General features: G+C 39.8%; 22 protein-coding genes and 1 pseudogene. 16 read left to right on the top strand and 7 right to left on the bottom strand.

What is annotated here, in order from left to right; all coding sequences use genetic code 11:
- Nucleotides 1–56: 56 nt before the first annotated feature.
- Nucleotides 57–1,229 carry an ABC transporter permease DevC gene (gene devC / locus FBB35_RS10585; RefSeq protein WP_174713597.1) on the top strand — a complete coding sequence of 391 codons (1,173 nt, stop codon included), beginning with the start codon at nucleotides 57–59 and terminating at the stop codon, nucleotides 1,227–1,229.
- Between the two features lie 63 nt (nucleotides 1,230–1,292).
- On the opposite strand, the gene FBB35_RS10580 is transcribed toward devC, so the two are convergent.
- Entirely contained in the window at nucleotides 1,293–1,742 is a 450-nt protein-coding gene (locus FBB35_RS10580) for an SRPBCC family protein (protein ID WP_174709600.1), read from the bottom strand.
- A gap of 49 nt (nucleotides 1,743–1,791) precedes the next feature.
- Nucleotides 1,792–2,268 (bottom strand): YdhR family protein, encoded by a 477-nt coding sequence (locus FBB35_RS10575; protein WP_174709599.1) that lies wholly within the window; start codon nucleotides 2,266–2,268, stop codon nucleotides 1,792–1,794.
- 89 nt (nucleotides 2,269–2,357) lie between these two features.
- On the opposite strand from FBB35_RS10575, the gene FBB35_RS10570 reads away from it, so the two are divergent.
- From FBB35_RS10570 to rocD, 4 genes are all read left to right on the top strand, one after another.
- Entirely contained in the window at nucleotides 2,358–2,963 is a 606-nt protein-coding gene (locus FBB35_RS10570) for a TetR/AcrR family transcriptional regulator (RefSeq protein ID WP_174709598.1), read from the top strand.
- A 523-nt stretch (nucleotides 2,964–3,486) separates the two neighbouring features.
- Nucleotides 3,487–3,696, top strand: coding sequence for a hypothetical protein (locus tag FBB35_RS10565; RefSeq protein ID WP_174709597.1), 210 nt, complete (start codon nucleotides 3,487–3,489; stop codon nucleotides 3,694–3,696).
- A gap of 176 nt (nucleotides 3,697–3,872) precedes the next feature.
- Nucleotides 3,873–4,379, top strand: a complete 507-nt coding sequence (locus FBB35_RS10560; RefSeq protein ID WP_174709596.1) for a pentapeptide repeat-containing protein — start codon at nucleotides 3,873–3,875, stop codon at nucleotides 4,377–4,379.
- 593 nt (nucleotides 4,380–4,972) lie between these two features.
- Nucleotides 4,973–6,223, top strand: coding sequence for an ornithine--oxo-acid transaminase (gene rocD, locus FBB35_RS10555; RefSeq protein WP_302480966.1), 1,251 nt, complete (start codon nucleotides 4,973–4,975; stop codon nucleotides 6,221–6,223).
- 189 nt (nucleotides 6,224–6,412) lie between these two features.
- Here rocD and FBB35_RS10550 read toward each other — a convergent pair whose 3' ends face one another.
- Both FBB35_RS10550 and FBB35_RS10545 read right to left on the bottom strand, forming a co-directional pair.
- Nucleotides 6,413–7,534 carry an IS630 family transposase gene (locus FBB35_RS10550; RefSeq protein ID WP_174709027.1) on the bottom strand — a complete coding sequence of 374 codons (1,122 nt, stop codon included), beginning with the start codon at nucleotides 7,532–7,534 and terminating at the stop codon, nucleotides 6,413–6,415.
- Between the two features lie 38 nt (nucleotides 7,535–7,572).
- The gene (locus FBB35_RS10545; protein ID WP_174709595.1) at nucleotides 7,573–8,238 is read right to left on the bottom strand and encodes an energy-coupling factor ABC transporter permease; all 666 of its coding nucleotides are present in this window, start codon (nucleotides 8,236–8,238) and stop codon (nucleotides 7,573–7,575) included.
- A gap of 164 nt (nucleotides 8,239–8,402) precedes the next feature.
- Here FBB35_RS10545 and FBB35_RS35725 point away from each other — a divergent pair, with 164 nt between their 5' ends.
- The 4 genes from FBB35_RS35725 to efeB all read left to right on the top strand — a co-directional run bounded on the left by FBB35_RS35725 (nucleotide 8,403) and on the right by efeB (nucleotide 12,416).
- The gene (locus FBB35_RS35725; RefSeq protein ID WP_174709594.1) at nucleotides 8,403–8,657 is read left to right on the top strand and encodes a zinc ribbon domain-containing protein; all 255 of its coding nucleotides are present in this window, start codon (nucleotides 8,403–8,405) and stop codon (nucleotides 8,655–8,657) included.
- A 185-nt stretch (nucleotides 8,658–8,842) separates the two neighbouring features.
- Nucleotides 8,843–9,679, top strand: a complete 837-nt coding sequence (gene efeU / locus FBB35_RS10535; protein ID WP_174709593.1) for an iron uptake transporter permease EfeU — start codon at nucleotides 8,843–8,845, stop codon at nucleotides 9,677–9,679.
- Nucleotides 9,680–9,758: 79 nt separating this feature from the next.
- Nucleotides 9,759–10,967 (top strand): iron uptake system protein EfeO, encoded by a 1,209-nt coding sequence (efeO, locus tag FBB35_RS10530; protein WP_302480965.1) that lies wholly within the window; start codon nucleotides 9,759–9,761, stop codon nucleotides 10,965–10,967.
- Nucleotides 10,968–11,144: 177 nt separating this feature from the next.
- Nucleotides 11,145–12,416 (top strand): iron uptake transporter deferrochelatase/peroxidase subunit, encoded by a 1,272-nt coding sequence (gene efeB / locus FBB35_RS10525; protein ID WP_174709592.1) that lies wholly within the window; start codon nucleotides 11,145–11,147, stop codon nucleotides 12,414–12,416.
- Nucleotides 12,417–12,449: 33 nt separating this feature from the next.
- Here efeB and FBB35_RS34565 read toward each other — a convergent pair.
- Nucleotides 12,450–12,847, bottom strand: a pseudogene (locus FBB35_RS34565) (transposase).
- Nucleotides 12,848–13,422: 575 nt separating this feature from the next.
- On the opposite strand from FBB35_RS34565, the gene FBB35_RS10515 reads away from it, so the two are divergent.
- The 4 genes from FBB35_RS10515 (at nucleotide 13,423) to FBB35_RS10500 (ending at nucleotide 17,231) form a co-directional block, all read left to right on the top strand.
- Nucleotides 13,423–14,460, top strand: coding sequence for an NADP(H)-dependent aldo-keto reductase (locus FBB35_RS10515; protein ID WP_174709591.1), 1,038 nt, complete (start codon nucleotides 13,423–13,425; stop codon nucleotides 14,458–14,460).
- Between the two features lie 117 nt (nucleotides 14,461–14,577).
- Nucleotides 14,578–15,705, top strand: a complete 1,128-nt coding sequence (locus FBB35_RS10510; RefSeq protein ID WP_174709590.1) for an aryl-sulfate sulfotransferase — start codon at nucleotides 14,578–14,580, stop codon at nucleotides 15,703–15,705.
- A 261-nt stretch (nucleotides 15,706–15,966) separates the two neighbouring features.
- Nucleotides 15,967–16,638 carry a glutathione S-transferase family protein gene (locus FBB35_RS10505; protein WP_174709589.1) on the top strand — a complete coding sequence of 224 codons (672 nt, stop codon included), beginning with the start codon at nucleotides 15,967–15,969 and terminating at the stop codon, nucleotides 16,636–16,638.
- Nucleotides 16,639–16,937: 299 nt separating this feature from the next.
- Nucleotides 16,938–17,231, top strand: a complete 294-nt coding sequence (locus tag FBB35_RS10500) for a hypothetical protein (protein ID WP_174709588.1) — start codon at nucleotides 16,938–16,940, stop codon at nucleotides 17,229–17,231.
- A gap of 211 nt (nucleotides 17,232–17,442) precedes the next feature.
- Here FBB35_RS10500 and FBB35_RS10495 read toward each other — a convergent pair whose 3' ends face one another.
- A complete protein-coding gene (locus FBB35_RS10495) occupies nucleotides 17,443–17,904 on the bottom strand; it encodes a globin domain-containing protein (RefSeq protein ID WP_174709587.1) in 462 nt (153 codons plus the stop codon).
- A 147-nt stretch (nucleotides 17,905–18,051) separates the two neighbouring features.
- Between FBB35_RS10495 and FBB35_RS10490 the strand changes: the two genes are divergently transcribed.
- From FBB35_RS10490 to miaB, 3 genes are all read left to right on the top strand, one after another.
- Entirely contained in the window at nucleotides 18,052–19,548 is a 1,497-nt protein-coding gene (locus tag FBB35_RS10490) for a carotenoid oxygenase family protein (protein ID WP_254625905.1), read from the top strand.
- A gap of 119 nt (nucleotides 19,549–19,667) precedes the next feature.
- On the top strand, nucleotides 19,668–20,249 hold the full coding sequence (locus FBB35_RS10485) for a Uma2 family endonuclease (protein WP_174709585.1): 582 nt from the start codon (nucleotides 19,668–19,670) through the stop codon (nucleotides 20,247–20,249).
- 28 nt (nucleotides 20,250–20,277) lie between these two features.
- Complete coding sequence (gene miaB / locus FBB35_RS10480) at nucleotides 20,278–21,642, top strand: tRNA (N6-isopentenyl adenosine(37)-C2)-methylthiotransferase MiaB (RefSeq protein ID WP_174709584.1); 1,365 nt, start codon at nucleotides 20,278–20,280, stop codon at nucleotides 21,640–21,642.
- 223 nt (nucleotides 21,643–21,865) lie between these two features.
- On the opposite strand, the gene FBB35_RS10475 is transcribed toward miaB, so the two are convergent.
- The gene (locus FBB35_RS10475; protein WP_174709583.1) at nucleotides 21,866–24,274 is read right to left on the bottom strand and encodes a hypothetical protein; all 2,409 of its coding nucleotides are present in this window, start codon (nucleotides 24,272–24,274) and stop codon (nucleotides 21,866–21,868) included.
- Nucleotides 24,275–24,424: the final 150 nt, after the last annotated feature.

Raw genomic sequence — 24,424 nt, 5'->3', positions numbered from 1 at the left:
AATAAATCTTACGTTTATCTATTTTTAGGTTGTTGTAAATTTTAAATCCAAACATGATGCATAGCAAAAAAATTCCAGTAGCTTGGTTGCAACTTAGATATCAAAAAGCCAGATTAATAATTGCTTTATTAGGAGTGGTTTTTGCTGTAGTAATTGTCTTCATCCAACTAGGTATTCGAGATGCTTTATTTGACAGTGCTGTTCGTTTGCACCAAGGTTTGCAAGGGGATTGTTTTTTGATTAGTCCTCGTTCTACAGCTTTAATTGCTATGGAAAGTTTTCCAGAACGACGTTTATCTCAGTCTTTAGCATTTCCAGAAGTTAATTATGTTGCACCGATATATTTAGGCTTTGGTCAATGGAAAAATCCTGAAACTAAAGACTATTGGCGGAATATATTTGTGATTGGTTTTGATATTCGCTATCAGGTCGTAGATTTTGCTGGAGTTGAGGAAAATATCAACAAACTAAAAATTCCAAATGTGGTTTTATTTGACCGCAGTTCTCGCGCTGAATTCGGGCCTGTGGTTGCAGATTTTGAGCAAAAAGGTAATGTAGAAACAGAAATTGGTAATCGTTCTTCAAATCGTCGGGTTAAAGTAGTTGGACTATTTAATCTAGGTACATCTTTTGGTTCTGATGGAAATTTAGTCACCAGTCATCTTAACTTCTTAAGGATTTTTAGCTCTCGTTATAAAGGATTAATTGATATTGGTTTAATCAAATTAAAACCAGGATATGATGTCCAAGAGTTTACAGAAAAATTAAAAAACTTTTTACCTAAAGATGTAAAAGTATTATCAAAAGAACAATTGATTGCTTTTGAAAAAAATTACTGGCAAACTAGTACAGCTATTGGATTTATTTTTAACTTAGGGGTAGGATTGGGAATTGTTGTAGGTGTTGTAGTCGTATATCAAATTCTCTATACCAACGTTTCGGAACATTTACCGCAATATGCCACTTTAAAAGCAATTGGTTATCAACAAAGATACCTTTTATCTATAGTTTTACAGCAAGCATTATTAATTGCAATTTTAGGCTACATACCGGGTTTTTTAATTTCTATAATTCAGTACGAATTTGCGAAAAAAGCTACACTTTTACCTATCGTAATGACAATAGATAGAGCTGGTTTTGTGCTGATAGCAACTGTTATTATGTGTTTTGTTTCAGGTGCAACAGCTGTGAGAAAACTCAAACAAGCAGATCCGGCTGATATTTTTTAGTAGAGATGTTGTATTGCAACATCTCTACAGGATTTATACGCATTGTGATTAATGTGAAATAGATTAGTCTGCTGTTTTTTCTAAGTAACCTTGTCCAATACTTTCAGCTTCAGCTATTTCTCTGATATTCTCCATCACTCTCGGTAAAACTTTTTTAAACTTTTTGCCGAGAAGCCAACCAAATAAAAATGCCAAGGCTCCTTTAAATGACACTTCATGAGTAAATGATGTACTACCTGCATAGATACTCAAGTAGCGATGTACATTTAACTTGCAAAATGGTAACTGAATTGTGAATGTATAACTCTTACCTGGGCTAAACTGCGAAATTGTAAATTTAGAAGTTGTACCTGTTTTCGGTGTTAATTTACCTATCGCACCAAGCTTAAAAGGACTCTCAAGATATGAATCACACAGTTCGGTATCCCATACTGACCAATTATCTACATCAGTCCAAATCGCCCAAATTCTTTCAGGTGTGGCAAACGTTGTGACAGTATTACTAAACTTCATATGACTCTCTCATCTGGTTAGATACAATGCAGTATGCAAGTTTTTGAGATTATTTAAGCTGACTGATAGGTCCTCGTGTAATGATCGTAGGATCTTCAAGAATATTGAATTTTTTGACTACGATATTACTAATTGCTGAGTTATTTCTCATTCCAACATTGAAAATATTTTCGACATAGTTGTTCAGAGATTTTTCATCTTCAAACAGATAAAACCCACTAGCTTCTTTGTTACCTTCATCAATTGACCAAATTTTCCAGCGTAGTCCTGGTGCTTTGGCGATACGAGGCGCAACATCCTTCATCTGCTTTCTAAAGTCAGACGTGGAGTTGTTGTATTTGAAATTAATCTGAAGGATACGACTAGAAGTTGATGGAGTTGTCTGATTTTCAGCCAATAAATTTTGCGAAGTGACACTCGTCGCACAAGCAAAAGATCCTGCTAGCCCAACTGTACCAACCACAAACATCAAGCGAAGCAATCTCCCTAGCATATTTTTTGCCTTTTGATCGAGATTTGGCAACATTTGAGACACAAAGGACAAAACTGTCGTGGAAAAGTATTATATTGACATTGCCAATATGACATTAAATATTGTCACTGTCAATATGACCTATGAAACCAAAAGATAAATATCATCACGGTAATTTACGTAACAAATTAATTGCAATTGCAACAGAACTTCTGTCAGAAGAAGGCGCTCATAGTTTGAGTTTGCGGAAGATTTCTCAAAGAGCAGGAGTCAGCCATAACGCTCCGTATATGCACTTTGCAGATAAAGAGGCGGTTTTAGCAGCGATCGCAGAAGAAGGTTTTCGTTTGCTGTCAATGCAAGTAGAAACAGCGATAAATGAAGTTAGCAAAGATACTAAACAACAGTTGATTGCTGCTAGCAGTGCATACGTTAACTTCGCATTACAGCATTCAAATCATTTACAAATAATGTTCTGTTACTACAATCCAGAGAAGTATCCAAGTTTAATCGAGGTTTCACAGGCATCCCTAGATCAATTATTTAAAATTGTCCAAGCAGGACAGAAAGACGGAACGCTGATTGCGGGCAATCCTCACGAAATAACCAAAACAATTTGGGCATTGGTACATGGCGTAGCAGCGATTTCTATTGCTTATGAATCAAAGATTCTACTTCCAGAAAAAAATTCAGCACAAGAGGTAGTATCCACATTTGTGACGCTGTTGCTCAATGGATTAGCCAGATGAAGTAACCAACCGCTCTTCTCATGAAGAGTTAATCCTAGGTGTCTACCGTTTTCGTTGGAGTTGGCGTTTCAAGAAAGTGAGACATGATGGCTTTGAAAGACCTACTCAGGACTAAAGCACAAAAGTGAACCGTTGAGACTCAGTGTAAGAGTATGCGGCAATTTCACTATTTTCTCTCACTCAATGAGTGTCGTTATTTTTTGAGAGATGGCTGTATTTTTCTGGTTGTTTATTTTTTTCTGGCATAGGCTCTTAAATAATCTTCGACATTTTCATCCCCCACCCCAGCATTGAGAGTTTGGGAATTTAATGATAATCTACATTTGATAGCAATGTAAAAAATAACTTTTTTTTATAGCTAGTTAAGGATATTTAACAAAAAAATATTAATAATGATTTTTTTACTCAAATATTTTTAGCTAAGAAATAACTTTATTTTTTAGTCATTATTAGTTAAGACTAACTAGCATTTATTAATGCTATATCCTTATAGTAACTGTATTTACAGGAAATTAAATTTGAAATGTTTGTCCTCATTGAGATAACAACTAATCCTACATATACAAAATATATCCAAATCTCTTTGTTAGCAATAATACTTGGTGGTTTTTTACTAGCTACAATTGTTGGTTCAATTGGTTGGTATATTTCAAAACGCCCTGCTGGTTGGGAAAATGCAGAGACTCCAAACTGGATTTTGCAACTTACTAAAAATCTCAACAAACAGAAGTAATCGGATAATTAGAACTGATCTAGTTAAATTAAAACTTATTTTTAAAATGAAGTAAATTAACTGTAACTATAAATATTGTAAATCGGCCATCATAATTTATCAAAATTTGCCTAAATTCCGATGTCCTTCTTAGCATTTCGCTACTTAATAGAAAGTTAATAGAGGAAAAATTAAGCATGGATGCAGAAGAAGTATTGCAGAGGTATGCAGCAGGACAACGTAATTTCTGTGGGGTAAACCTTCAAGGAATATACATGAGAGGGGAGAATTTGAAAGGAGTAAACCTCAGTTGGGCTGACTTAAGTAGATCTTCTTTGATGGATGTTAACTTTAGTGAAGTCGATCTACGTGGAACTGACTTTAAAAAATCTTTTCTGATATTAGCAAATCTAACTCAAGCAGATTTGAGTTATGCTAACTTCACATCGGCTTATCTAACTTTAGCTAATTTGAGTCAGACAAATCTAAATCAGACTAATTTCACTAAAGCCAACCTCACAAAAGCCAATTTGACTGGAGCAAAATATTTAACTTCAGCCAACCTCCACAAAGTTATTATAACTGGTGCAATTATGCCAGATGTAAAAGTACACACCAAGATGAGTTTGTGGAAAAAAACAGGTATTTGTCTAAAAAGTTTGGTCAAAAATAGATTTGATAATTGCTCTGTTAGTAAACAGTGATATACTAAATTATCCCTTTAATTTTTAGTGGGCTATCCACCAGAAGTAAGGAAAAAACAAGAGTACAAATCCGGCACTTGGGTGTAGCTATGAAGGAGATGAAAGTCTCTAAGCTAGAATACTCATTGCCTGTTCATTACCTTTTGTTTTTTATCTGCGAGGTGCGGATAAAGACAAAATTAACATTAGAAATGTTACAGTCTACACATTTAGTTTTTATGCCAGCAAAATTTTACATTCAGACAGAGTGGGCAACTGGTTTTCTTCACTAAAAGTAGGCAAAATATGTCCTACACAAGTTGCGTGTCTGGAAGATGAGCAAATGGCTGGTTAATAATTCCTGGCTATTTTAGATATTTAGAAAAAATAAATCAGCACTACACAATAGCGCTTGGATTTGGCATTAATGACTAATCTTGGAAGTAAAGTCTTTACTTTCATGTAAATAGTAACCAGGAATTAGGAACTATAAAACGAAGAACAAAGCTAGATTTTTCAAATTAGCTCATACCTGTTGAATGTCTCATTCAATTGGTAGTCTTTCAGATGTTTTCTAGTTTGATTTTAACCTCTCAAAACTATCAGGAGCAAATATGCAAGCAGCGAACGTAATTCTGGGAATTTCCAACTTCAACACTATGAATACACAGGATTATATTGAACTAGAACAGCAATATGGTGCTGATAATTACCATCCTTTAGATGTAGTCATCACTAAAGGAGAAGGAGTGTGGATATGGGATATAGAAGGTAAAAAATATCTGGATTTTCTTTCTGCTTATTCAGCATTAAATCAGGGTCATTGTCATCCTAAAATTCTGGCAGCGATGATTGAGCAAGCTCAGAAAGTAACCTTAACTTCTAGAGCTTTTCGTAATGACCAGTTAGGAAGATTTTATGAGAAACTTGCTAAGATTTCTGGTTTACCCAAAGTGCTACCCATGAATTCGGGAGCCGAAGCTGTGGAAACTGCTATTAAAGCCATTCGTAAATGGGCTTATAAAGTAAAAGGTGTACCAGAAAATCAAGCAGAAATTATTGTTTGTAGTAATAATTTTTCTGGACGCACTATTAGTTTAATCAGCTTCTCTACAGAAGAACAATATCAAGATGGATTTGGGCCTTTGACGAGTGGGTTTAAAGTTATTCCTTTCGGTGATGCTGAGGCATTAGAAAAAGCGATTACTCTTAATACTGCTGCCTTTTTGGTAGAACCAATTCAGGGTGAGGGAGGTATTATCGTTCCTCCTAATGGATTTTTAAAGCAAGCAGAAAAAATCTGTCGCCATCATAATGTATTACTGGTTTTTGATGAAATTCAAACAGGATTGGGACGCACTGGTAAAATGTTTGCCCATCAATATGAGAATGTTAGACCAGATGGCATAACTGTAGGAAAAGCTTTATCTGGTGGATTTTATCCCATTTCCGCGTTTATTTCTACTGATGAAGTGATGGGTGTATTTCAACCAGGAGATCATGGTAGTACCTTTGGTGGAAATCCCTTAGCTGCTGCTATTGGAATTGCAGCACTGGATGTTCTTATAGAAGAAAATTTGCCAGAGAAAGCCTTACAACTGGGAGAATATTTTCTAGAGAAATTACAATCAATTGAGAGTCCATATATCAAGGAAGTGCGTGGCAAAGGCTTATTAATTGGCATGGAATTGCATCCCGAAGCTGGTGGTGCTAGACGTTTTTGTAAAGCCTTAGCTAAAGAGGGTTTATTAGCCAAAGAAACTAGAGATAATGTCATTCGTTTTGCTCCACCCTTGGTTATTTCCCAAGATGAAATAGATTGGGCGTTGGAAAGAATTGAGTTAGTTTTGACAACCACTTGTTAGTTTGGCGTAAATTGAGTATGATGCGTGAATTGTAGTGTTTAAAAAGTCATTAATAGCAAAATTGAACAATCGTTTCATCCAACTCATGAGTATCTGGGATTTGCACGTCAAGTTAAATAAAAGACGGCAATCTGATCCTGGTTTGTCCTGGTACGACCATTGCGAAGCGCCTAGTAAGCTAATCGGCATTCAAGCTGCAATATAGCTGAGATTGCCTTTGTTTTTGATTTGGCGATGCCACTTAATCACTAACTCGCCTTGATTCAAAAGCTTATCTAGCAGTGATTTTAATTCATCTACTGATTTAAATAAGCGATGAGCAATATATTCTTTACATGAGTGCCAGACTAACTCAATAATATTGTAATCAGGGCTGTAAGGGGGTAAAAACTCTAAAACAAAATTTGGGAACTCTTCAGATATTTTAGCTATAATGTCTTTGCGTTTATGAAAACTAGCATTATCTAAAACTAAAATAATCTTCGGCCCAGATTTTACAAAATCTTCGCCAAGGTTTCCTTTACTTATCCACTCCTGTTTAATTAATTCAAATAATAGTTGTAATTGCTCGTAAAAAATATCTGCATTACCTTTTTTCACGAAAAAGCATACCCGCTTTCGGTCTAATTCTCGGATTGCTCCCATCACATTAACCCGACCACAACGCCGTTGCCCTGGAACATTTTTACGTTTTCCTTTTTTACTCCAATTCTTGCGTCGAATTACACGTAAACTAAACCCGCTCTCGTCCCAAAACCATACCTGTAGACGCTCTGGCTGTTCTCGTGCAATCAATAAATATTGGGTAAGTTTTTCTTTAAATTTTGCTCTATCTACTGGATTTTGTTTATCCTTTAGATCATATTTAGCCCAAATATAACTATACTTTTTTCGCTTTAATATCCTCCTCACTTGAGAGCTACTTAAATCAATACCTGTTTTCTCGGTTAAATAAGTAGCTAATCTTTCTGCTGTCCATTTCCCAAATTCGTAACCTAATGATGAGGGTTCTTGAGCAACAGTTTTTAATAAAAGTTCAATATATTCAGGAGTGGCTTTTCGCCAATGTTCGTACTCTCTTTTATTATGTAAGGTTTCTAAATTATCTGGATCTCCATGCATACACCAATATGCCACTGTTCTATGCGAACAGCCTAAAAATTTTGCAATTTCGTGTTGTGGCTTCCCATCATTTTGCAGAAGAATAATTAGAATTCTTTCCCTAATATGCGGTAGGTTGCTCTCTTTTAGAGCTTCCTGTAGCTTGCTGACTTGCTCCTGTGTTAAAAAGTTCTTGGCTGGTGGCGGCATAGGTGCTTTGAAACGGCTTCATCTTCTTATTATGCAACTTAAGTACCGATTAGCTTAATCAGCGCCTCGCCAATGCCAATTAGGATGTGCCAAGAAGCCATCGCTGTCAAAGCCACCGCTAGAGGAATCGTTCCCGACAAAGCCAGTTCCAAGGCACACACAACTGAAGCAACCACTACGCTTGTCCAGGCTGCGATCGCAGCACCAATTACTACTCCTCGTAAGGTATCGCGCCCAGTAGCAAATCTCACTGTGCGATAGAGATAGTAACCACCGAACGTACCGATTAATCCCATATTAAAGATGTTGGCTCCTAAAACCGTCAGTCCACCATCTTGAAACAGAACACCTTGGACGATGAACACTGCAACCATAACTAGCGACCCAGCCCACGGGCCTAATAAAGCTCCTGCTAGTGTTCCACCTAGAAGGTGTCCAGAAGTACCTCCTGGGATGGGGAAATTAATCATTTGTGCTGCAAAGATAAACGCTGCACAAACTCCCATTAAAGGTACAGCTCGTTCTTGGTATTCTGCCTGTGCTTGCTTAATAGCTACTGCAATTAGACCGATGGCAATTATCCAAGTGATCAAGATAACAGGTAAGTTCAAGAAGCCATCTGGAATGTGCATAGCTAGATGCGGCTGTATTACCCAATACAGCCAGCCAAAGGACGAAGTACCCGTAAATGGTATTGTGTCCATATTTAAGAAGTGTCCTTTGCAGCCAAATTATTTAAGGGTCTAGTTGTTCAGTAGACCATGTATTCTGTATAAATTTCAATCCGGTAGGGGGGCATAAAAAGAGCAAATAATAGTGTTCTGCTGCTTTTTGCGTAGGCGTAGCCCGTCGTAGACATCGCACACTGGTGAAAGTACTTCTCTTTTCCCATCGCAGATGCTGCACGAACTGCGGGCTGACTGTTGGACTACTTCGCAGCCTCTCTCAGGCTGAGTTTCGGTGTAAGAAGTGTGGATTTGAATGCCATGCTGATTACAACGCTGCGGTGAATATTCGTGCGGATTATCTCAAACTCAGGGCTGCGTCAATCCGCCTATTGTGGTCTGCTCAAAAATGGGAATTTGAATTACAAGCTCCATCCCCTTGTGGGTGGGATATTTGACAAACTCCTTATTAACAAGACTTGGGGTATGGGTTTTCTTTCCAGTTCCCAATTGCCAATGCCCAATTACCAATGTCCAGCCCCTTTTTATCTTTGACATTTTGTCATATACTTGACAATCTATTTCAATTAATTCTAAAGTAAGTTCTGGATTAAAAGATAAAAATTATCAACAAAAATATTTTATGCTTGCAACCTTTCTAATTATGTTTCGGGAAGGGGTGGAAGCGGCTTTGATTGTTGGTATTATTGCCAGTTACCTCAAGCAAACTGGACGTACTCATCTCATGAAAGCCGTCTGGATTGGAATCATCCTTGCCACTGTACTATGTTTGGCATTGGCAATAATTTTGCAAGCAACAAGCGGTGATTTTCCTCAACAAGAACAGGAACTATTTGCAGGTGCAATCTCAGTTATTGCAGTTGGGGTGCTTACCTGGATGGTTTTTTGGATGCGGCGTGCGGCGCGTTCGATTAAAGGTGAGTTGCACTCCCAAATTGAAACCGCAATTTCCCAAGGTGATCAATGGGGTTTGGCGTTGGTAGGGATGTCGTTCTTTGCCGTACTACGTGAAGGATTGGAAACAGTAGTGTTTCTGCTTGCTAGTTTTCAGCAGAACTTAGGGTTTGGCGTACCATTGGGTGCAGTATTGGGATACCTAGCAGCGATCGCAGTTGGAGTAGGAATTTATCAAGGTGGTGTTCGCATTAACCTCAGACGATTTTTTAAATGGACAGGAGCCTTTATTGTTGTGGTAGCTGCGGGACTTTTTGCAGGTGCAATCCGTGCTTTTCATGAAGCGGGAATTTGGAATTCACTACAAACAATCGTATTTGATGCTAGTCAAATTCTTCCTACACATGGAGTTGTCGGTTCAGTTTTAGCAGGTATTTTTGGCTATAACGATGCTCCTACTATAGGTGAAGCGATCGCCTATTTTGGCTATTTGATTCCCACAATGGTGCTGTTCTTTTCTGGAAGTAAGGCAACACAGAAGACTGCTGCAACCCGTGTGAGGTAAATAGACAAACGTTTTGAGCTGGTTTGATTTTAGTCTTCGAGTACTGAGAATTTTAGTAATTTTACTTAGAAACACAACCATGAAAAGTCAAATTAATTATAGTTTTAAGTGGATGTATTTGCCTGCGATCGCTTGTCTAATTGCCTTAACAGCAACGGCGTGTAACTCCAACAAAGCCAGCGAACAGAGCAATAACTCTTCTCAAGCACAAACTGTCAGCAACACAGATACCAAAACCATTCCTGAAACTGCGGTGACAGTCACAGATAAAGGTTGTGAACCCACTCAACTCACAGTTACAGCAGGTAAAAACTCTTTTGTGATTAGCAACAAAAGTAGCCAATCGTTAGAGTGGGAAATTTTATCTGGCGTGAAAGTTATTGGTGAGCGAGAAAATATTGCACCTGGGTTTGTCCAAAAACTCAAAGAACAGTTAGAACCAGGCGAATATGAAATGACTTGCGGCTTACGCAGTAACTCCAAAGGTAAACTGACAGTCAAGGTTGCAGACAATGCCACTCAAGCAAGTACCACAGTTGATCAAAACAAGCTAATTGGGGCGATCGCCGAGTACAAAGTCTATGTCACCAAAGAAACCGACCAATTGGTAGACAAAACCAAAACCTTTACTGATGCAGTAATTGCAGGCGATCTTGCCAAAGCCCAGAAACTATACGCACCCGCTCGCGTCCACTATGAACGGTCTGAACCAATTGCCGAACTCTTCTCCGACCTTGATGGTAGTATGGATACCCGTCCTGATGACTTTGAAAAGAAAGAAGCCGACCCCAAATTTATAGGCTTTCATCGTCTAGAAAAGGCACTATTCCAAGATAAAACTACCAAAGGCATGAAGCCCATTGCTGAAAAGTTGAGAAACGATTCCCTAGAGTTACAAAAACGCATCTCTACACTAACTATTGAGCCGAAGAATATGGTTGGTGGTGCTGCTGCTTTGATTGAAGAAGTTGCTAAAACCAAGATTTCTGGAGAAGAAGACCGTTACAGTGGTACTGATTTGTGGGATTTTAACTCTAATGTTGAAGGTTCTCAAAAGATAGTTGAATTGTTGCGTCCCCAGATCCAAAAAAACAACCCAGAATTACTTAAACGTGTGGATGATAATTTTACCCAGGTAAATCAGGGATTGGCGAAATACAAAGCTCCCGAAGGTGGCTTTGTTACTTATGACAAACTGACTGAAGCCGACAAAAAAGACTTAAAAGCAGCAATTACCGTCCTTGCTGAAGACCTCTCTAAACTGCGGGGAACTCTTGGCGTTGATTAAAAATTAGCAGTAAGGGAGTGGGGAGTCGGGGCATGAGGGAGCAGGGAGACAAAGGGGAATTATTGAATAACCTCTTCCTTGTCTCCCTTGTCTCTTCTTCATACCCAATACCCACTTGCCCTGAGCGGAGCCGAAGGGATGCCCCATGCCCAATATTTTTATGAAGGAGTGCAAGTAATGTCATCAACCGTAAAAAAACCAGATTTACATATCACCCCTCGCATTAGTCGTCGCGATCTGTTAATTGGCATGGCAGCAGCCGGGGGGGTCGCAGCTTTAACTACACTTAGTTTTCGCACGTTTTTTGCAAACACCGAAGATACCACCCAAGAAAGACAACTTTTCTTTGGCATTCATCAAGCGGGTATTATCACACCCACACCTGCTTCGGCTTTAATTGTTAGCTTCGATGTTTTAGCCAAAACCAAAGAGGATTTAGTCAGACTATTTAAAACTCTGACCGAACGAATTGAATTTTTGATGGTTGGAGGAAATGCCAAAACTGTAGATCCGAAACTTCCACCTAACGACTCTGGTGTTTTAGGTACGAAAGTCTTTCCTGATAACCTCACTGTTACAGTAGCAGTAGGAGCATCACTATTTGATAATCGCTATAGTTTAAGCAATCTTAAACCGAAGCATTTAACAACTATGACTAGCTTTCCTAATGATGCTTTGGATGCTAATTTGTGTCATGGAGATTTACTGCTTCAGTTTTGTTCCAATACAGCAGAAACTAATATTCATGGACTACGTGATATTATCAAAAATTTTCCAGATTTACTGAGTTTACGCTGGAAAATGGAAGGATTTTTACCGCCCCACACTATCAAAAAACTTGGCAAAGATACAGTACGTAATTTGTTGGGCTTCAAAGATGGTACAGCAAATCTGGATGTTAGCAACAGTGGCTTAATGAATAGAGTTGTTTGGGTACAACCAAACACTAATGAACCCGCTTGGACTACTGGTGGGACATATCAAGTCGTGCGGGTAATTCGTAACTTTGTTGAACGTTGGGACAGAACACCTTTGCAAGAACAACAGACAATTATTGGGCGTGATAAGGATATTGGCGCACCTTTAGGAATGAAAAACGAGCATGATATTCCCAAGTATGAACAAGATTCCAAAGGTAAACGAATTCCTTTAAATGCTCATATTCGTCTTGCCAATCCTCGTCAATCAGAATTGGGTTTAATACTGCGTCGCGGCTTCAACTACTCACGAGGATATGACAAATCTGGACAGTTGGATATGGGATTGCTGTTTGTTTGTTTTCAGTCAAATTTGGAGAAGGGTTTTATTACAGTACAGGAACGCTTAAATGGAGAACCTTTAGAAGAGTATATCAAGCCTATGGGTGGAGGATATTTCTTTACGTTACCAGGAGTTTTGACAAAGGGTGGTTATCTTGGTCAATCTTTATTAGAAGCAGGTATAGCTTAGGTTTGATTACAAAAATCGGTTCTAACGATCCCCTTATGAAGATTTAATACTCAAGTGCCAGGATAATAAGCAGCGTAATCTAAAATTTACAAATTGCGAAAGCCATATCCTAGCCTTTTTATCAACTTCAACTTATTGTTAATTCCTTCTACGGTGCCACTAGTTGTTCTTCGCTCAAAATAACCGATGACACCAGCACCACGTACACCCAGCATCTGCGAGATAATTTCTTGCGTAAGTGGGAATTTATCTGATGCCAGACGATTATAAACTGTTAGCAACCATCGAGCCAGCCACCCCTCTAGCTTATGAAGAGGGTTGCACGCAGAGCCTTGTGCTATTTGAGTGTATACACCTTGCACGTAGCGTAGCAGAACGCTTTGGAGAGCCGTACCCCGATTGAACTCGCTTTTTAGTATATCTGCATCCATCTGCATAGCAGCGATCGCAGCAAAAAACTCTTGGTTACACAAGCAAGCTCTTACAACCCTAAGTCTTTATCATTGCGATCAGATACTGTGAATTTTTCCGATAATTTCAGTATATTTTGATTGTTCACGAAAATAATATACTTCTGAAAAAGTATATTAATATGAACATTTATTAAGGCTTAATTCCAGAATAATCTTAAGATTTTTGATATACTACGGTAAAACAACTGATTTATCGTAGTATATGTTTAGGCTAAAATAGTCCATTCCACAAAAACCCAATAAAAGCAAGTACTTTGTACTACAATTTTAGATTTTTATGACTCCACAAACTAGCCCACTTATCAGGTAGCTTTATGTAATAATAAGCAACTGCATCCATTAACTACGATTTGTATATCGAATTTTAGTAGTATTAGCAAAATAATATTTTGCTGAAAAATTTATATTGGCTTGGTGCCAAACTAAGTGTTGTTTGAAGCTAAGTTAATTAAAAATAATAACGTACTTGACAAAATGTAAAATCTCCAATAAGAATATCACTGTTAAATTAAACAGAATAACAACGCGAAAACATGAAGTATAACCAGCTTGGTAAGAGTGACTTAAAAGTTTCTGAAATTTGTTTGGGCACTATGACTTATGGACAGCAAAATACTATTGAAGAAGCCCATGCTCAGTTAGATTATTCTATTGCCCATGGAGTCAATTTTATTGATGCGGCGGAAATGTACCCAGTTCCAACAAGTGCCGAAACTTATGGATTAACTGAAACTTACATTGGGGAATGGTTAAAGCGTCAACAAAGAGAACAACTGATTATAGCTACTAAAATTGCTGGTCCCGGTCGTGGCTTTAAATGGTTACGTGGTGGAGCTAAAGCAATTGACCGTGATAATATCAAACAAGCTGTAGATGATAGTTTAAAAAGATTACAAACAGATTATATTGATCTCTACCAAATCCACTGGCCCGATCGCTATGTACCAAGGTTTGGGCAAACGGTATTCGATCCGACTCAGGTAGGAGAAACAGTTCCCATCGCTGAACAGCTAGCAGTTTTTGCCGATGTAATTAAGGCAGGAAAAATTCGCTATATCGGTTTGAGCAATGAAACTCCTTGGGGAGTGGCACAATTTAGTAACGCTTCTAAACAATTAGGTTTACCCAAAGTTGTTTCAATTCAAAATGCCTATAACTTGCTGAATCGAGTATTTGATGGAGCCTTAGCAGAAGCAGTTTATCATGAAGAAATTGGGTTACTGGCTTATAGTCCTTTAGCATTTGGCTTCTTGACCGGCAAATATCTAAATGGCAAACCAGAGAAAGCAAGAGTTAGTTTGTTTGAAAATTTTGGTCAGCGCTACTTAAAACCAAAAGTGACCGAAGCTGTAGCAGCTTACGTGGAAATTGCCAAGCGCTATCAACTAAGTCCAGCGCATTTGGCTTTGGCATTCGTGCGGAGTCGTTGGTTTGTCCCTAGCACAATTATTGGTGCTACGACACTAGAACAACTTAAAGAGAATTTGGAAAGTGTGGATGTAGTTCTCAGTAAAGACATTTTGGAAGAGTTGGATATAGTTCATGCTCAGTCACCAAACCCAGCACCATAAAAGTGCTGAGTAGTGAGTGCTGAGTGGTGAGTCCCGAATTGTTCAGAAACGAGTAGGATAAGCGATGCATTCTGTCCTAATTCTTAGATTCACAACTAGATATTTAGTAGGTAAAATATGACTTTTACAGCAACATTAATTGACCAGAATACTATTCGTCGTCGGGGTACTGGTTTAAGGGCTTACAATCCCGAAAAAGCATTTAAAGGATACACACTTTTCACGCCTCTGACAGGTCAAGGTGAAGTCTACCTTCTAAACTTAGAAGGAAAAGTAGTACACCAGTGGAATCTGCCATATCCACCAGGGTTATACGGTTATCTCTTGCCCAATGGCAACCTTTTTTATAACGGTAAGACTCCGCCAGAAGAACCACTACGTTTTGCTTTGTGGGCTGCATTCAAAAGTGGCGTTGTTTTAGAAGCAGATCCCAAAGGAAATATTATCTGGGAATATAAGCATCCAGATCATCATCACGATGGACGCAGACTTGCCAATGGCAACACAATTCTACTCGCCATTGAAAAGATACCTCAGTCTTTGGTTCCCCGGATCAAAGGTGGCGTACCAGGTACAGAACCAGATGGTGATATCTATGCTGATGTGCTTTATGAGGTGACTCCAGGAGGTGAAATTGTTTGGACTTGGCACGCCCACGAACACCTCGACCCAGATATATTTACGATTACACCCCAAGATCATCGACACGAGTGGACTCATGGGAATACTGTGGGTGAACTCGCTGATGGCAACATTATAGTGAGCTTTCGCAATATCTCTACAGTTGTCATTGTCGATCGCAAAACCGGAGAAATTATTTGGACGTTGGGTGATGACGTGCTGGCACAGCAGCACTTCCCAAACGAGCTAGCTAACGGTAATATCGTGATTTTCGACAATGGCGCACATCGCCGTAACGTCGCTCTCAATTTCTCCCGTGTGATTGAGGTAAACCGTCAAACGAAAGAGATAGTTTGGGAATACACCGACAACCCGCCCCAAAATTTCTTCAGTGCATACATATCAGGAGCGCAACGTTTAGGAAATGGTAATACCTTGATTACAGAAGGTGCTTACGGCCGGATATTCGAGGTGACAGTTGCAGGAGAGATTGTTTGGGAATACATCAACCCCCACTTTGCAACTCGCAATATTCCAGGTGAAAAGTCGCCCGTAACTCGTGGAGAGCAAAATACAGTTTTCCGCGCCTTCCGTTATGCACCTGAAGAGATCCCTTGGCTTTAGGAGAAGGTATGGGAAGCAGGGGGACAGGGAGCAGGGGACAAGGGGGAGAATACAAAATTACCTCTTTCCCCTCTGCCTCTTCCCAATTCCCTAACTTGACCTAATAGTCCAATTTAAAAGTTTGGTTAGTGTCGAAAATTTTTAACGCTACATTAGCCTCAAGAAGGTTTTATGACACTAACAATTTAAGATTTGGGATTTTGGATGAAAATTCAATTCCCAATGCCGATTAACAAGTCCTATTTACCAAGGTACTTAAACATGGCCCAAATCAAAGTATACAGTGCAGTTGTTTGTCCTTATGCTCACCGTACCCGCTTAGTACTCCAAGAGAAGGGCATCGACTTCGATTTGATTGAGATTGATTTGCAGAATAAGCCTGAAGGGTTTACCAAAGTTTCCCCCTATGGGAAAGTGCCTGCACTAACTCATGGCGATAACCGAGTTTGGGAATCAGCAGTAATTAACGAGTATCTTGATGAGGTATTTCCTAATCCACCACTGTTACCCAGCAGCCCCATTGCAAAGGCACAGGCTCGTATTTGGATCGATTTTGCTAACACCAGGTTTGTCCCCGCTTTTTCTACCCTACTGCGGAGTTCAGATCCCCAAAAACAAGAAGAAGCTAAACAGGAACTATACAAACACCTGGAATTCGTTGAAAACGAAGGTTTGGCAAAGCTTTCTGGGGAAGGCCCTTACTGGTTTGGTGAATCTATCAGTTTGGTCGATTTCACCTATTTCCCCTGGTTTGAGCGATGGGCTGCACTAAAGCAGTATCGTGGTTTTGGGATACCAGAAGAGTTTACCCGTCTACGCCAGTGGAAACATGCTTTGAAAGAGCATGAATCTGTGAAAGCGATCGCTAACTCTAAGGAATTCTACATTGAGCGATATGCTAAATTCGCTGCGCCTACTCTCGCTGCTGTTTAAACGTAATTAATAATTATGTTTCAAGTGGGGTTTAAATTCTCACTTGAAACATACGCCTTATGTGAATTAAAAATGCCCAAGCGATAGCAAGGGTTTCAGGCTGTGGTTCAGCCAAGATGTTTAGCTATGTTGACGTATTTACGTCTTTCCAGACTTCAACTCACATAAGCCGTAACATAGAATTAAACTCTCAAATACGGTTCAGTCAATGTTTTTTGATGGAAATTCTAGCTCGTAAAGACTAGATAAATCATCACAAAGACGCGCGTTCTCTAGCTCTATTTGGCTTTGCCGCTAGCATGGTGACACTTTTGTATATCATAACTGCAATTGGTATCAGTAGTTTACCAGTGCTGTATGCTGTGACTATAACAGTCAATGCAGCCCAAAGTATGGCATATACTGCATTACTAAGTGCCATGATGGATAAATGCGAACCTGCTACAGCCGCTACTGATTATACATTTCAGGTGTCAGTAGTATACATTGGCAAAATTGCTGCTTCAGTTCTTAGCGGTGCGATCGCCAGCGCTACGGGATATACGTTTATGTTTATCATTAGTGCAGCCTTGAGTTTATTTAGCTATTACTAATAACCAACTTGCGGGCATAGAAGCAACACATTCACAAGGTATACAGCCCTCTCGCTACATCGGATTGGTAAGAGCCTTGAACAATTCAGTTATCAGTAGAATTGCTTTCTCCTAAGTGTACTGAACTGGACTGATAACCGCTATAGCATTGTAGGGTATCGCCAAATTTAATTTACTACAAATTAATGAAATGCTGCACTAAGTTTTGTCGTTATGAATGCAAAAGCTGTGGTTTTTTCTCTTCACCCACATATATATCATGTTCTCTGTGAATGAACACTTCAGACAATGCCTGATAAGCTTCAGTCCAAGCAGCCATCACTTCGTCTGTAGCAGCTTCTCCCAAAACATCTTTCATAGCTTGCAGTAAACTTTCCCCAACAATAGGATATTGCTCTGGTGTAACATGAGTCTGCACATGACGATGGGCAATTTTTTCAACCATTGACTTTAAAACAGCCAAATTATCAATTTGGTTAGCATAGCTATAAACTGCTGTAGCTAATCTCGCAGGCTGAGAACCATCTGCTTGAGCCGCCAGATTAAACTGTTCTCTCACCTCTGGATGGTTTTGAAACATAATTTCATACATCCGAGTTGTGATTTGCTGACCGTTCTTTTTCAAAATAGGTGCTGTAGATTTGACGATATCTATTGTTTGTTGGCTAACCATAGTTTTTTCAACCACTTACAATCTTGATTGACTTCACTTTAGTGATTATTCCTGTTGGTTACTATGAGCTAGCTCAGTTAACGACTAATAGATGAAAATGTAAGAATGCAGGTATGTACATCGATAATTTATCAAGCAACACTTGAAATGCATACCATTAGCAAAAAGTCAATCATAAAAGCTTGGGCAGGTGCAATACCTTCTCTACGAGACGCTACGCCAACGGTGAGCTTTCCTGCGGAACGCTGCGCGAACGCTAATGCAAAACCAGCAAAAGAATTTCCCTCTACGCAACTACCAATTATCTCTGGCAAAATTCCAGATGGTTTGTGTGGCACTCTTTACCGCAATGGCCCCGCACGACTAGAACGCGGTGGCGATCGCATGGGACACTGGTTTGATGGAGATGGGGCAATTCTGGCTGTAAATTTTACCGATGGAGTTGCAATGGGGGTTTATCGCTACGTGCAAACCTCTGGCTATCAAGAAGAAGCCGCAGCAGGTAAACTACTCTACGGCAATTATGGGATGACTGCACCAGGGCCAATTTGGAATCAATGGCGAAAGCCTCTCAAGAATGCTGCCAACACCTCAGTGCTAGCACTTCCAGATAAACTTTTGGCATTATGGGAAGGTGGTAAACCCCACGCCCTCAATTTACAAACTTTAGAAACTTTGGGCGAAGATGACTTAGGAGGATTAACAAAAGGATTAAACTATTCCGCGCATTGTAAGCGTGATAAGCAAACAGGTGAAATTTTTAACTTTGGCATCAGCCCTGGACAAAAGGCGACGCTGAATATTTACAAAAGCGATTCCACTGGACGGATTATCCAACAAGCCGCATACCAGCTAGATGGTATAGCATTGGTGCATGATTTTGTTTTAGCAGGACAGTATCTTGTATTTTTCATTCCGCCAGTGCGCTTGAATATCTTACCCCTGCTAATAGGGATAAACAACTATAGTAATTCGCTAGAGTGGCAACCTAAATTAGGAACTCAGATTTTAGTTATTGATCGGGAAACTCTATCTGTAGTCAGTCGTGGAGAAACCGAACCTTGGTTTCAATGGCATTTTTCTAATGGTTATGTAGATGCTAGTGGTTCAGTAATTGTGGATGTTGCCCGTTATGAAGATTTTCAAACTAACCAATATCTCAAAGAAGTAGCAACAGGTGAGACTCACACCCCAGCTAAAAGTACACTAACGCGAGTTCATTTGCATCCCCAAACTGGCAAAGTTACGTCAATTCATCAACTATTAAACGAACATTGTGAATTTCCGACTGTACCACAGCAAAACGTGGGACAAGCTTCGCGGTACACATATATGTCAAAATCCCGTTCAGGAACAGATATTAGCCAAGAATTATTAAATGCGATCGCCCGCTTCGACAACAAAACCGAAACCCTCACCGAAGCAGACTTTGGAGAAAATCGTTATCCCTCAGAACCCATCCACGCCCAATCCACCCAAAACCCTGAGCAAAGTTGGTTGCTAACTGTCGTCTACGATGGTAATTATCATAGTAGCGAAGTTTGGGTATTTGATAGTGATCGCCTGGATGCCGAACCCGTTTGCAAACTGGGATTACCCAGCGTCATCCCTCACAGCTTCCATGGCACTTGGAACCCAGCCTAATAACCCCTCTGCGTTACCTCTGCGTTAAAAAACAACGCTACAGTAAAAACGAATAGCATTGATCGGACTTAATCGCATCTGGTCAATGCAAAATCAAAAATAACAAAAAATATTGCCCTATGCAATTACAAGAAAAACGCCATTATTCTCCCACAGAATACCTAGAACTAGAAGTCATTTCCGAGTATCGTCATGAATATATAGATGGTCAAATTATACCCATGACAGGTGGAACACCAAATCACAACCAAATAGCTCTTAATCTGAGTGCAACACTCAATTTTGCTTTGAAGCGGCAACCTTATCGAGTATTCGTCGCCGATCAACGTCTATGGATTCCCAAAAAGCAAATTCATACATATCCTGATGTAATGGTTGTTGCAGGCTCATTAGAGTTTTCTGAGGGACGTAAAGATACAATTACTAATCCCTTAATGATTTGTGAAGTGTTATCCAAATTTACCAGAAGCTATGACCTAGATGAAAAATTTGCGGCTTATCGTATCATTCCCAGTTTTCAGGAATATGTTCTGATCGATCAATACAAAAATCATGTAGAACAGTATTCTAAAACTGACGAAAATAAATGGATTTTCTCAGAGTATGAAGAAGAGAGTAATATCTTAACACTATCCTCTATTCAATTTCAAATCCCTCTATCAGATATTTATGATAAAGTTGACTTTGAGGCTAAAGAATAACCTCACTCTAACTGGTTAACTAAGCAACATGACCACTTCTAAACGCCACTACCACATCACTACCTTCGGTTGTCAGATGAATAAAGCTGACTCAGAGCGCATGGCTGGCGTTTTGGAAGACATGGGCTTTGAATGGTCAGAAGATCCGAATAATGCAGATGTAATTCTCTACAATACCTGCACAATTCGGGATAATGCCGAGCAAAAGGTATATTCCTACCTTGGCAGACAGGCGAAGCGTAAACATGAGCAGCCAGATTTAACTCTCATCGTTGCTGGTTGTGTTGCCCAGCAAGAAGGTGAAGCGCTATTGCGACGAGTCCCAGAATTAGACTTGGTAATGGGGCCACAACACGCCAATCGCCTCAAAGATTTGCTGGAGTCGGTGTTTGACGGCAATCAAGTTGTCGCAACCGAGTCGGTTCATATTATTGAAGATATCACCCAGCCGCGACGGGATAGTAAAGTCACAGCTTGGGTAAATGTAATTTACGGCTGTAACGAACGCTGCACCTATTGCGTGGTTCCTAATGTGCGAGGTATTGAACAATCGCGCACACCGTCAGCTATCCGGGCTGAAATGGAAGAATTAGGACGGCAAGGTTACAAAGAAATTACTCTACTCGGTCAAAATATTGACGCTTACGGTAGAGATTTGCCAGGAACAACAGCAGAAGGTCGGCATCTGCACAACTTCACAGATTTACTTTATTACGTCCATGATGTGCCGGGGATTGAAAGGTTAAGATTTGCTACTAGCCATCCCCGTTATTTTACCGAAAGATTAATTAAGGCTTGTGCTGAGTTGCCCAAAGTCTGCAAACACTTCCACATTCCCTTTCAATCTGGGGATAATGAACTTTTAAAGGCGATGGCGCGGGGTTATACCCATGAAAAATATCGCCGGATCATCGATACCATTCGGCGGTATATGCCAGATGCTTCCATTAGTGCTGATGCAATTGTCGGTTTTCCTGGGGAGACAGAAGCACAGTTTGAAAATACCTTGAAACTGGTGGAAGATATTGGCTTTGATATGTTGAATACAGCAGCATATTCGCCGCGTCCAGGGACACCTGCCGCATTGTGGGACAATCAACTAAGTGAAGAAATTAAAAGCGATCGCCTCCAACGGCTCAATCATTTAGGAAACTTGAAAGTAGCAGAGCGATCACAACGTTACTTTGGACGCATTGAAGAAGTTTTAGTAGAAGACCAAAATCCTAAAGATCAAACCCAGGTGATGGGACGCACTGATGGTAATCGTCTGACATTCTTCAGTGGTGACATCAAAGAATTGAAAGGGCAGTTAGTGAAGGTAAAAATTACCGAAGTTCGCCCTTTTAGCTTGACGGGTGAACCAGTTGAAGTGAGACAAGCCATACCAGTTTGACATCCTCACCGCCGTGAACGCACGGTGATTCTGGAGTAATGAGTAATAAGTAATAAGTAATAAGTAATGAGTAATGAGTAAATACCCATTTTTCATCCACTCATTACTCATTACTTTAAAGCATTGCGTGAAGCACGGGGTTTTAAACCCAACTTTCTGATAAACAAGAGGGAAAAGGTTAAGGTGGAAAAGGAACCTCATATTTAACCTTTCTTCCTCAAAGCTACTTCACCTTAGCGCGGAAGCGGATAAAACCATAAAAATCTTTGACTAGATTGGGTAAATCTGGACTTCGCGTAATATTCACCACCACCGCCCCATTGATGTTAGCACCGCAGTATGATGGGACTGTCTCGTTAGCAGAATAAAAGCGTCCGCGATCGCCATCTTGGGCATTAGTCAAATAAACCGTAGGAGTGCTAGAACCAAGCGCAAGAGCAATACCTTGATCTGCTCCTGATAAACCACCATCATTAGGAGTCAAACCATTAAAGGCAGTGGGAATAAAAGTACTACTGACAGGAACTAAATCACAGATTTGGACACTAGTTGCATTACCCAAACCATTGGAGAGGAAGTAAATAGTGTACTCTAACTCATCTCCTGGTTTGACTAAACCAGCATTAATCAATCCGCGCAAGTAATTAGTGGGCCATGTGTTAGTACTATCATCATCAGTGTCACGAGGAGATGCTACGTAGTTGGCAGCATTAGGAGAAACGTCGCTGCGACCATCTACAATGTTAGTTAAATTCTGGCTGTTAATCCGGGTGATGCGTTTCACTAAAATTAACTGAGGTTTGCCAGCTGATGACGCAGTTAGTGGCATAGTTATCGTAGCAGGTGTGGGATCTTCCTTCGCTGCTTTGTCTATTGCGGCTACAGTAAAAGTAATAGTTGTAGCGCCATCTATATTCGGATCTACTGTTAGTTTGGTTGGATCATAATTAGTAATAACTTGGTTTGCTGTCACAGCTACACCGTTGTAGTACAGTGTCCCATTAGTTGGCAGACTAACAATCTTAAAACTGTTACCAGAACCAAGGTTTCCATCTTCCGGGTCAGTACCAGATAGTGTTGGAACTTGTACAGTATTGGTTCCCCCTGGATTTGTTGTTGTAGATCCGGTGACATTGTTAGTGTCGGGCAACTGCTCAATTCCAAAGTCTTTACTAGAGATGTTTGTACCAGTATTAAATGTGGCCGTCGTAAGTGGACTAGTATTGACCCAGTTAGGAGGGAGCGATGCTGTAGGGGCAGTATTACCTACTGTACCAGCAGTTGTACTTAAAATAATTTTAACGTTACTTTGATTGAGAGGAACATCAAGAAAAGTGTAAGTACCATCTGCTGCAACAGGTATTGTTTTTAATACTTTATTATTAGAATCCACGAGAATAGCATTTAATAACCCACCTGCATTAGTGCCAGTTTCCGAGCCAGTATTGATATTAGTAAAAGTATTGTTAGCGCTATTATCGGCATCATCCCAAACCTTACCGCTAAGGAAATCATCATCATAGATTGTGTAATTGGAAATGACTGTTGGAGAATCGCCACAAGTCGTTGTTGAACTGGCGAAAAAACTAGATGAAGGTTGTATGGTAAATACAATTGTCCTCACACCTTGAGGAACGTTATTGTTAATAACAGTAAAAGGAATGGTAATGACACTATGAGTGACATCAGTACCATCGTAGTTGCCCTCTGGGATAGTGATATTAAAAGTAGATGTGCCTGATGTCGTAGTATAGTCTGTACCCAAAACGGCTGTACCAGAGACAGAAATCGGAACACTGATGCCCCCAGTTGGAACTAAACCAACAATCCTAAGTTTGGGGGGGTTGGTAGTAGGGTTAGTTTCCGATTCTGCTGCACCACCAGAACTAGCTGTAAACTCAACCACCGGTAAACCGGCAAATTGCACCTCATCAAGAAAGTTACCTACAGTATTGTTCCCACCCGCCGTAGAAACAGCCGCAAATCCTACAGGTTGATTACTAGAAGCACCAGTGTAAGGCACTGTACCGGTGTATCTTACCCAGCCATTTCCGGCATTATTGTTAGTTACAGTAGGAATAGTTGCACCATTTTGTGCTACTGGTTGTGCCGTAACTGTTCCATTGCTAGTTGTTGAGAATGTGCCAAAAATAGTATTTGTTCCAATTAAAAAATTGGCCACATCAGCAACAGTTGCACTTGAGCGCCCACGGTGTAAAAGAGAGAATGTGATTGTTTCATCCTTAATTAAGCATATATTTTGATACAACTCAGAATTTTGCTCTGCATTTAATTCAGCAAATTGATTCCCTGCATTGGTTCCTGTGCTGGCACCCAAAAATCCTGAAGTCCAAATCTCAATGAGCGGTACTGATCCTGGAGATGTATAACCAGTACAGTTACCTGTTCCTGCTTTTACTGACCCATGAGTTGTACTCCAACCAGGAACAAGGCTTTGATCTACTTGAACGTAACATTGTTGACCAGCAGAACCAAAGCTAGGTGACTCAAAGCCGGGATTTAAGAACGATCGCTGGATATATTGAGCTTGTGCTACTGTGGGTTGAAGTACTAATGTCGCACCGAAAAGTCCCCAGCTAAAAATATTAATATTTTGCCATAAATTCTTCATTAGTAAATCACCATAAAATAACCTTTAAAAGATGTTGATTAGTCTAACCATAATCATCAATGAGGGCTGATTCACCTCAAACAAATCATCAGTATTTAGCTTTCCCAAAATCGTAAATAATCTACCATTTGTATTCAGATTTATAGTGGC

The organism is Nostoc sp. TCL240-02, from assembly GCF_013343235.1.
Lineage (GTDB): Bacteria > Cyanobacteriota > Cyanobacteriia > Cyanobacteriales > Nostocaceae > Nostoc.
Note: the sequence above shows the minus strand (reverse complement) of the source record. Positions and strands in the feature narration are given on the sequence as shown.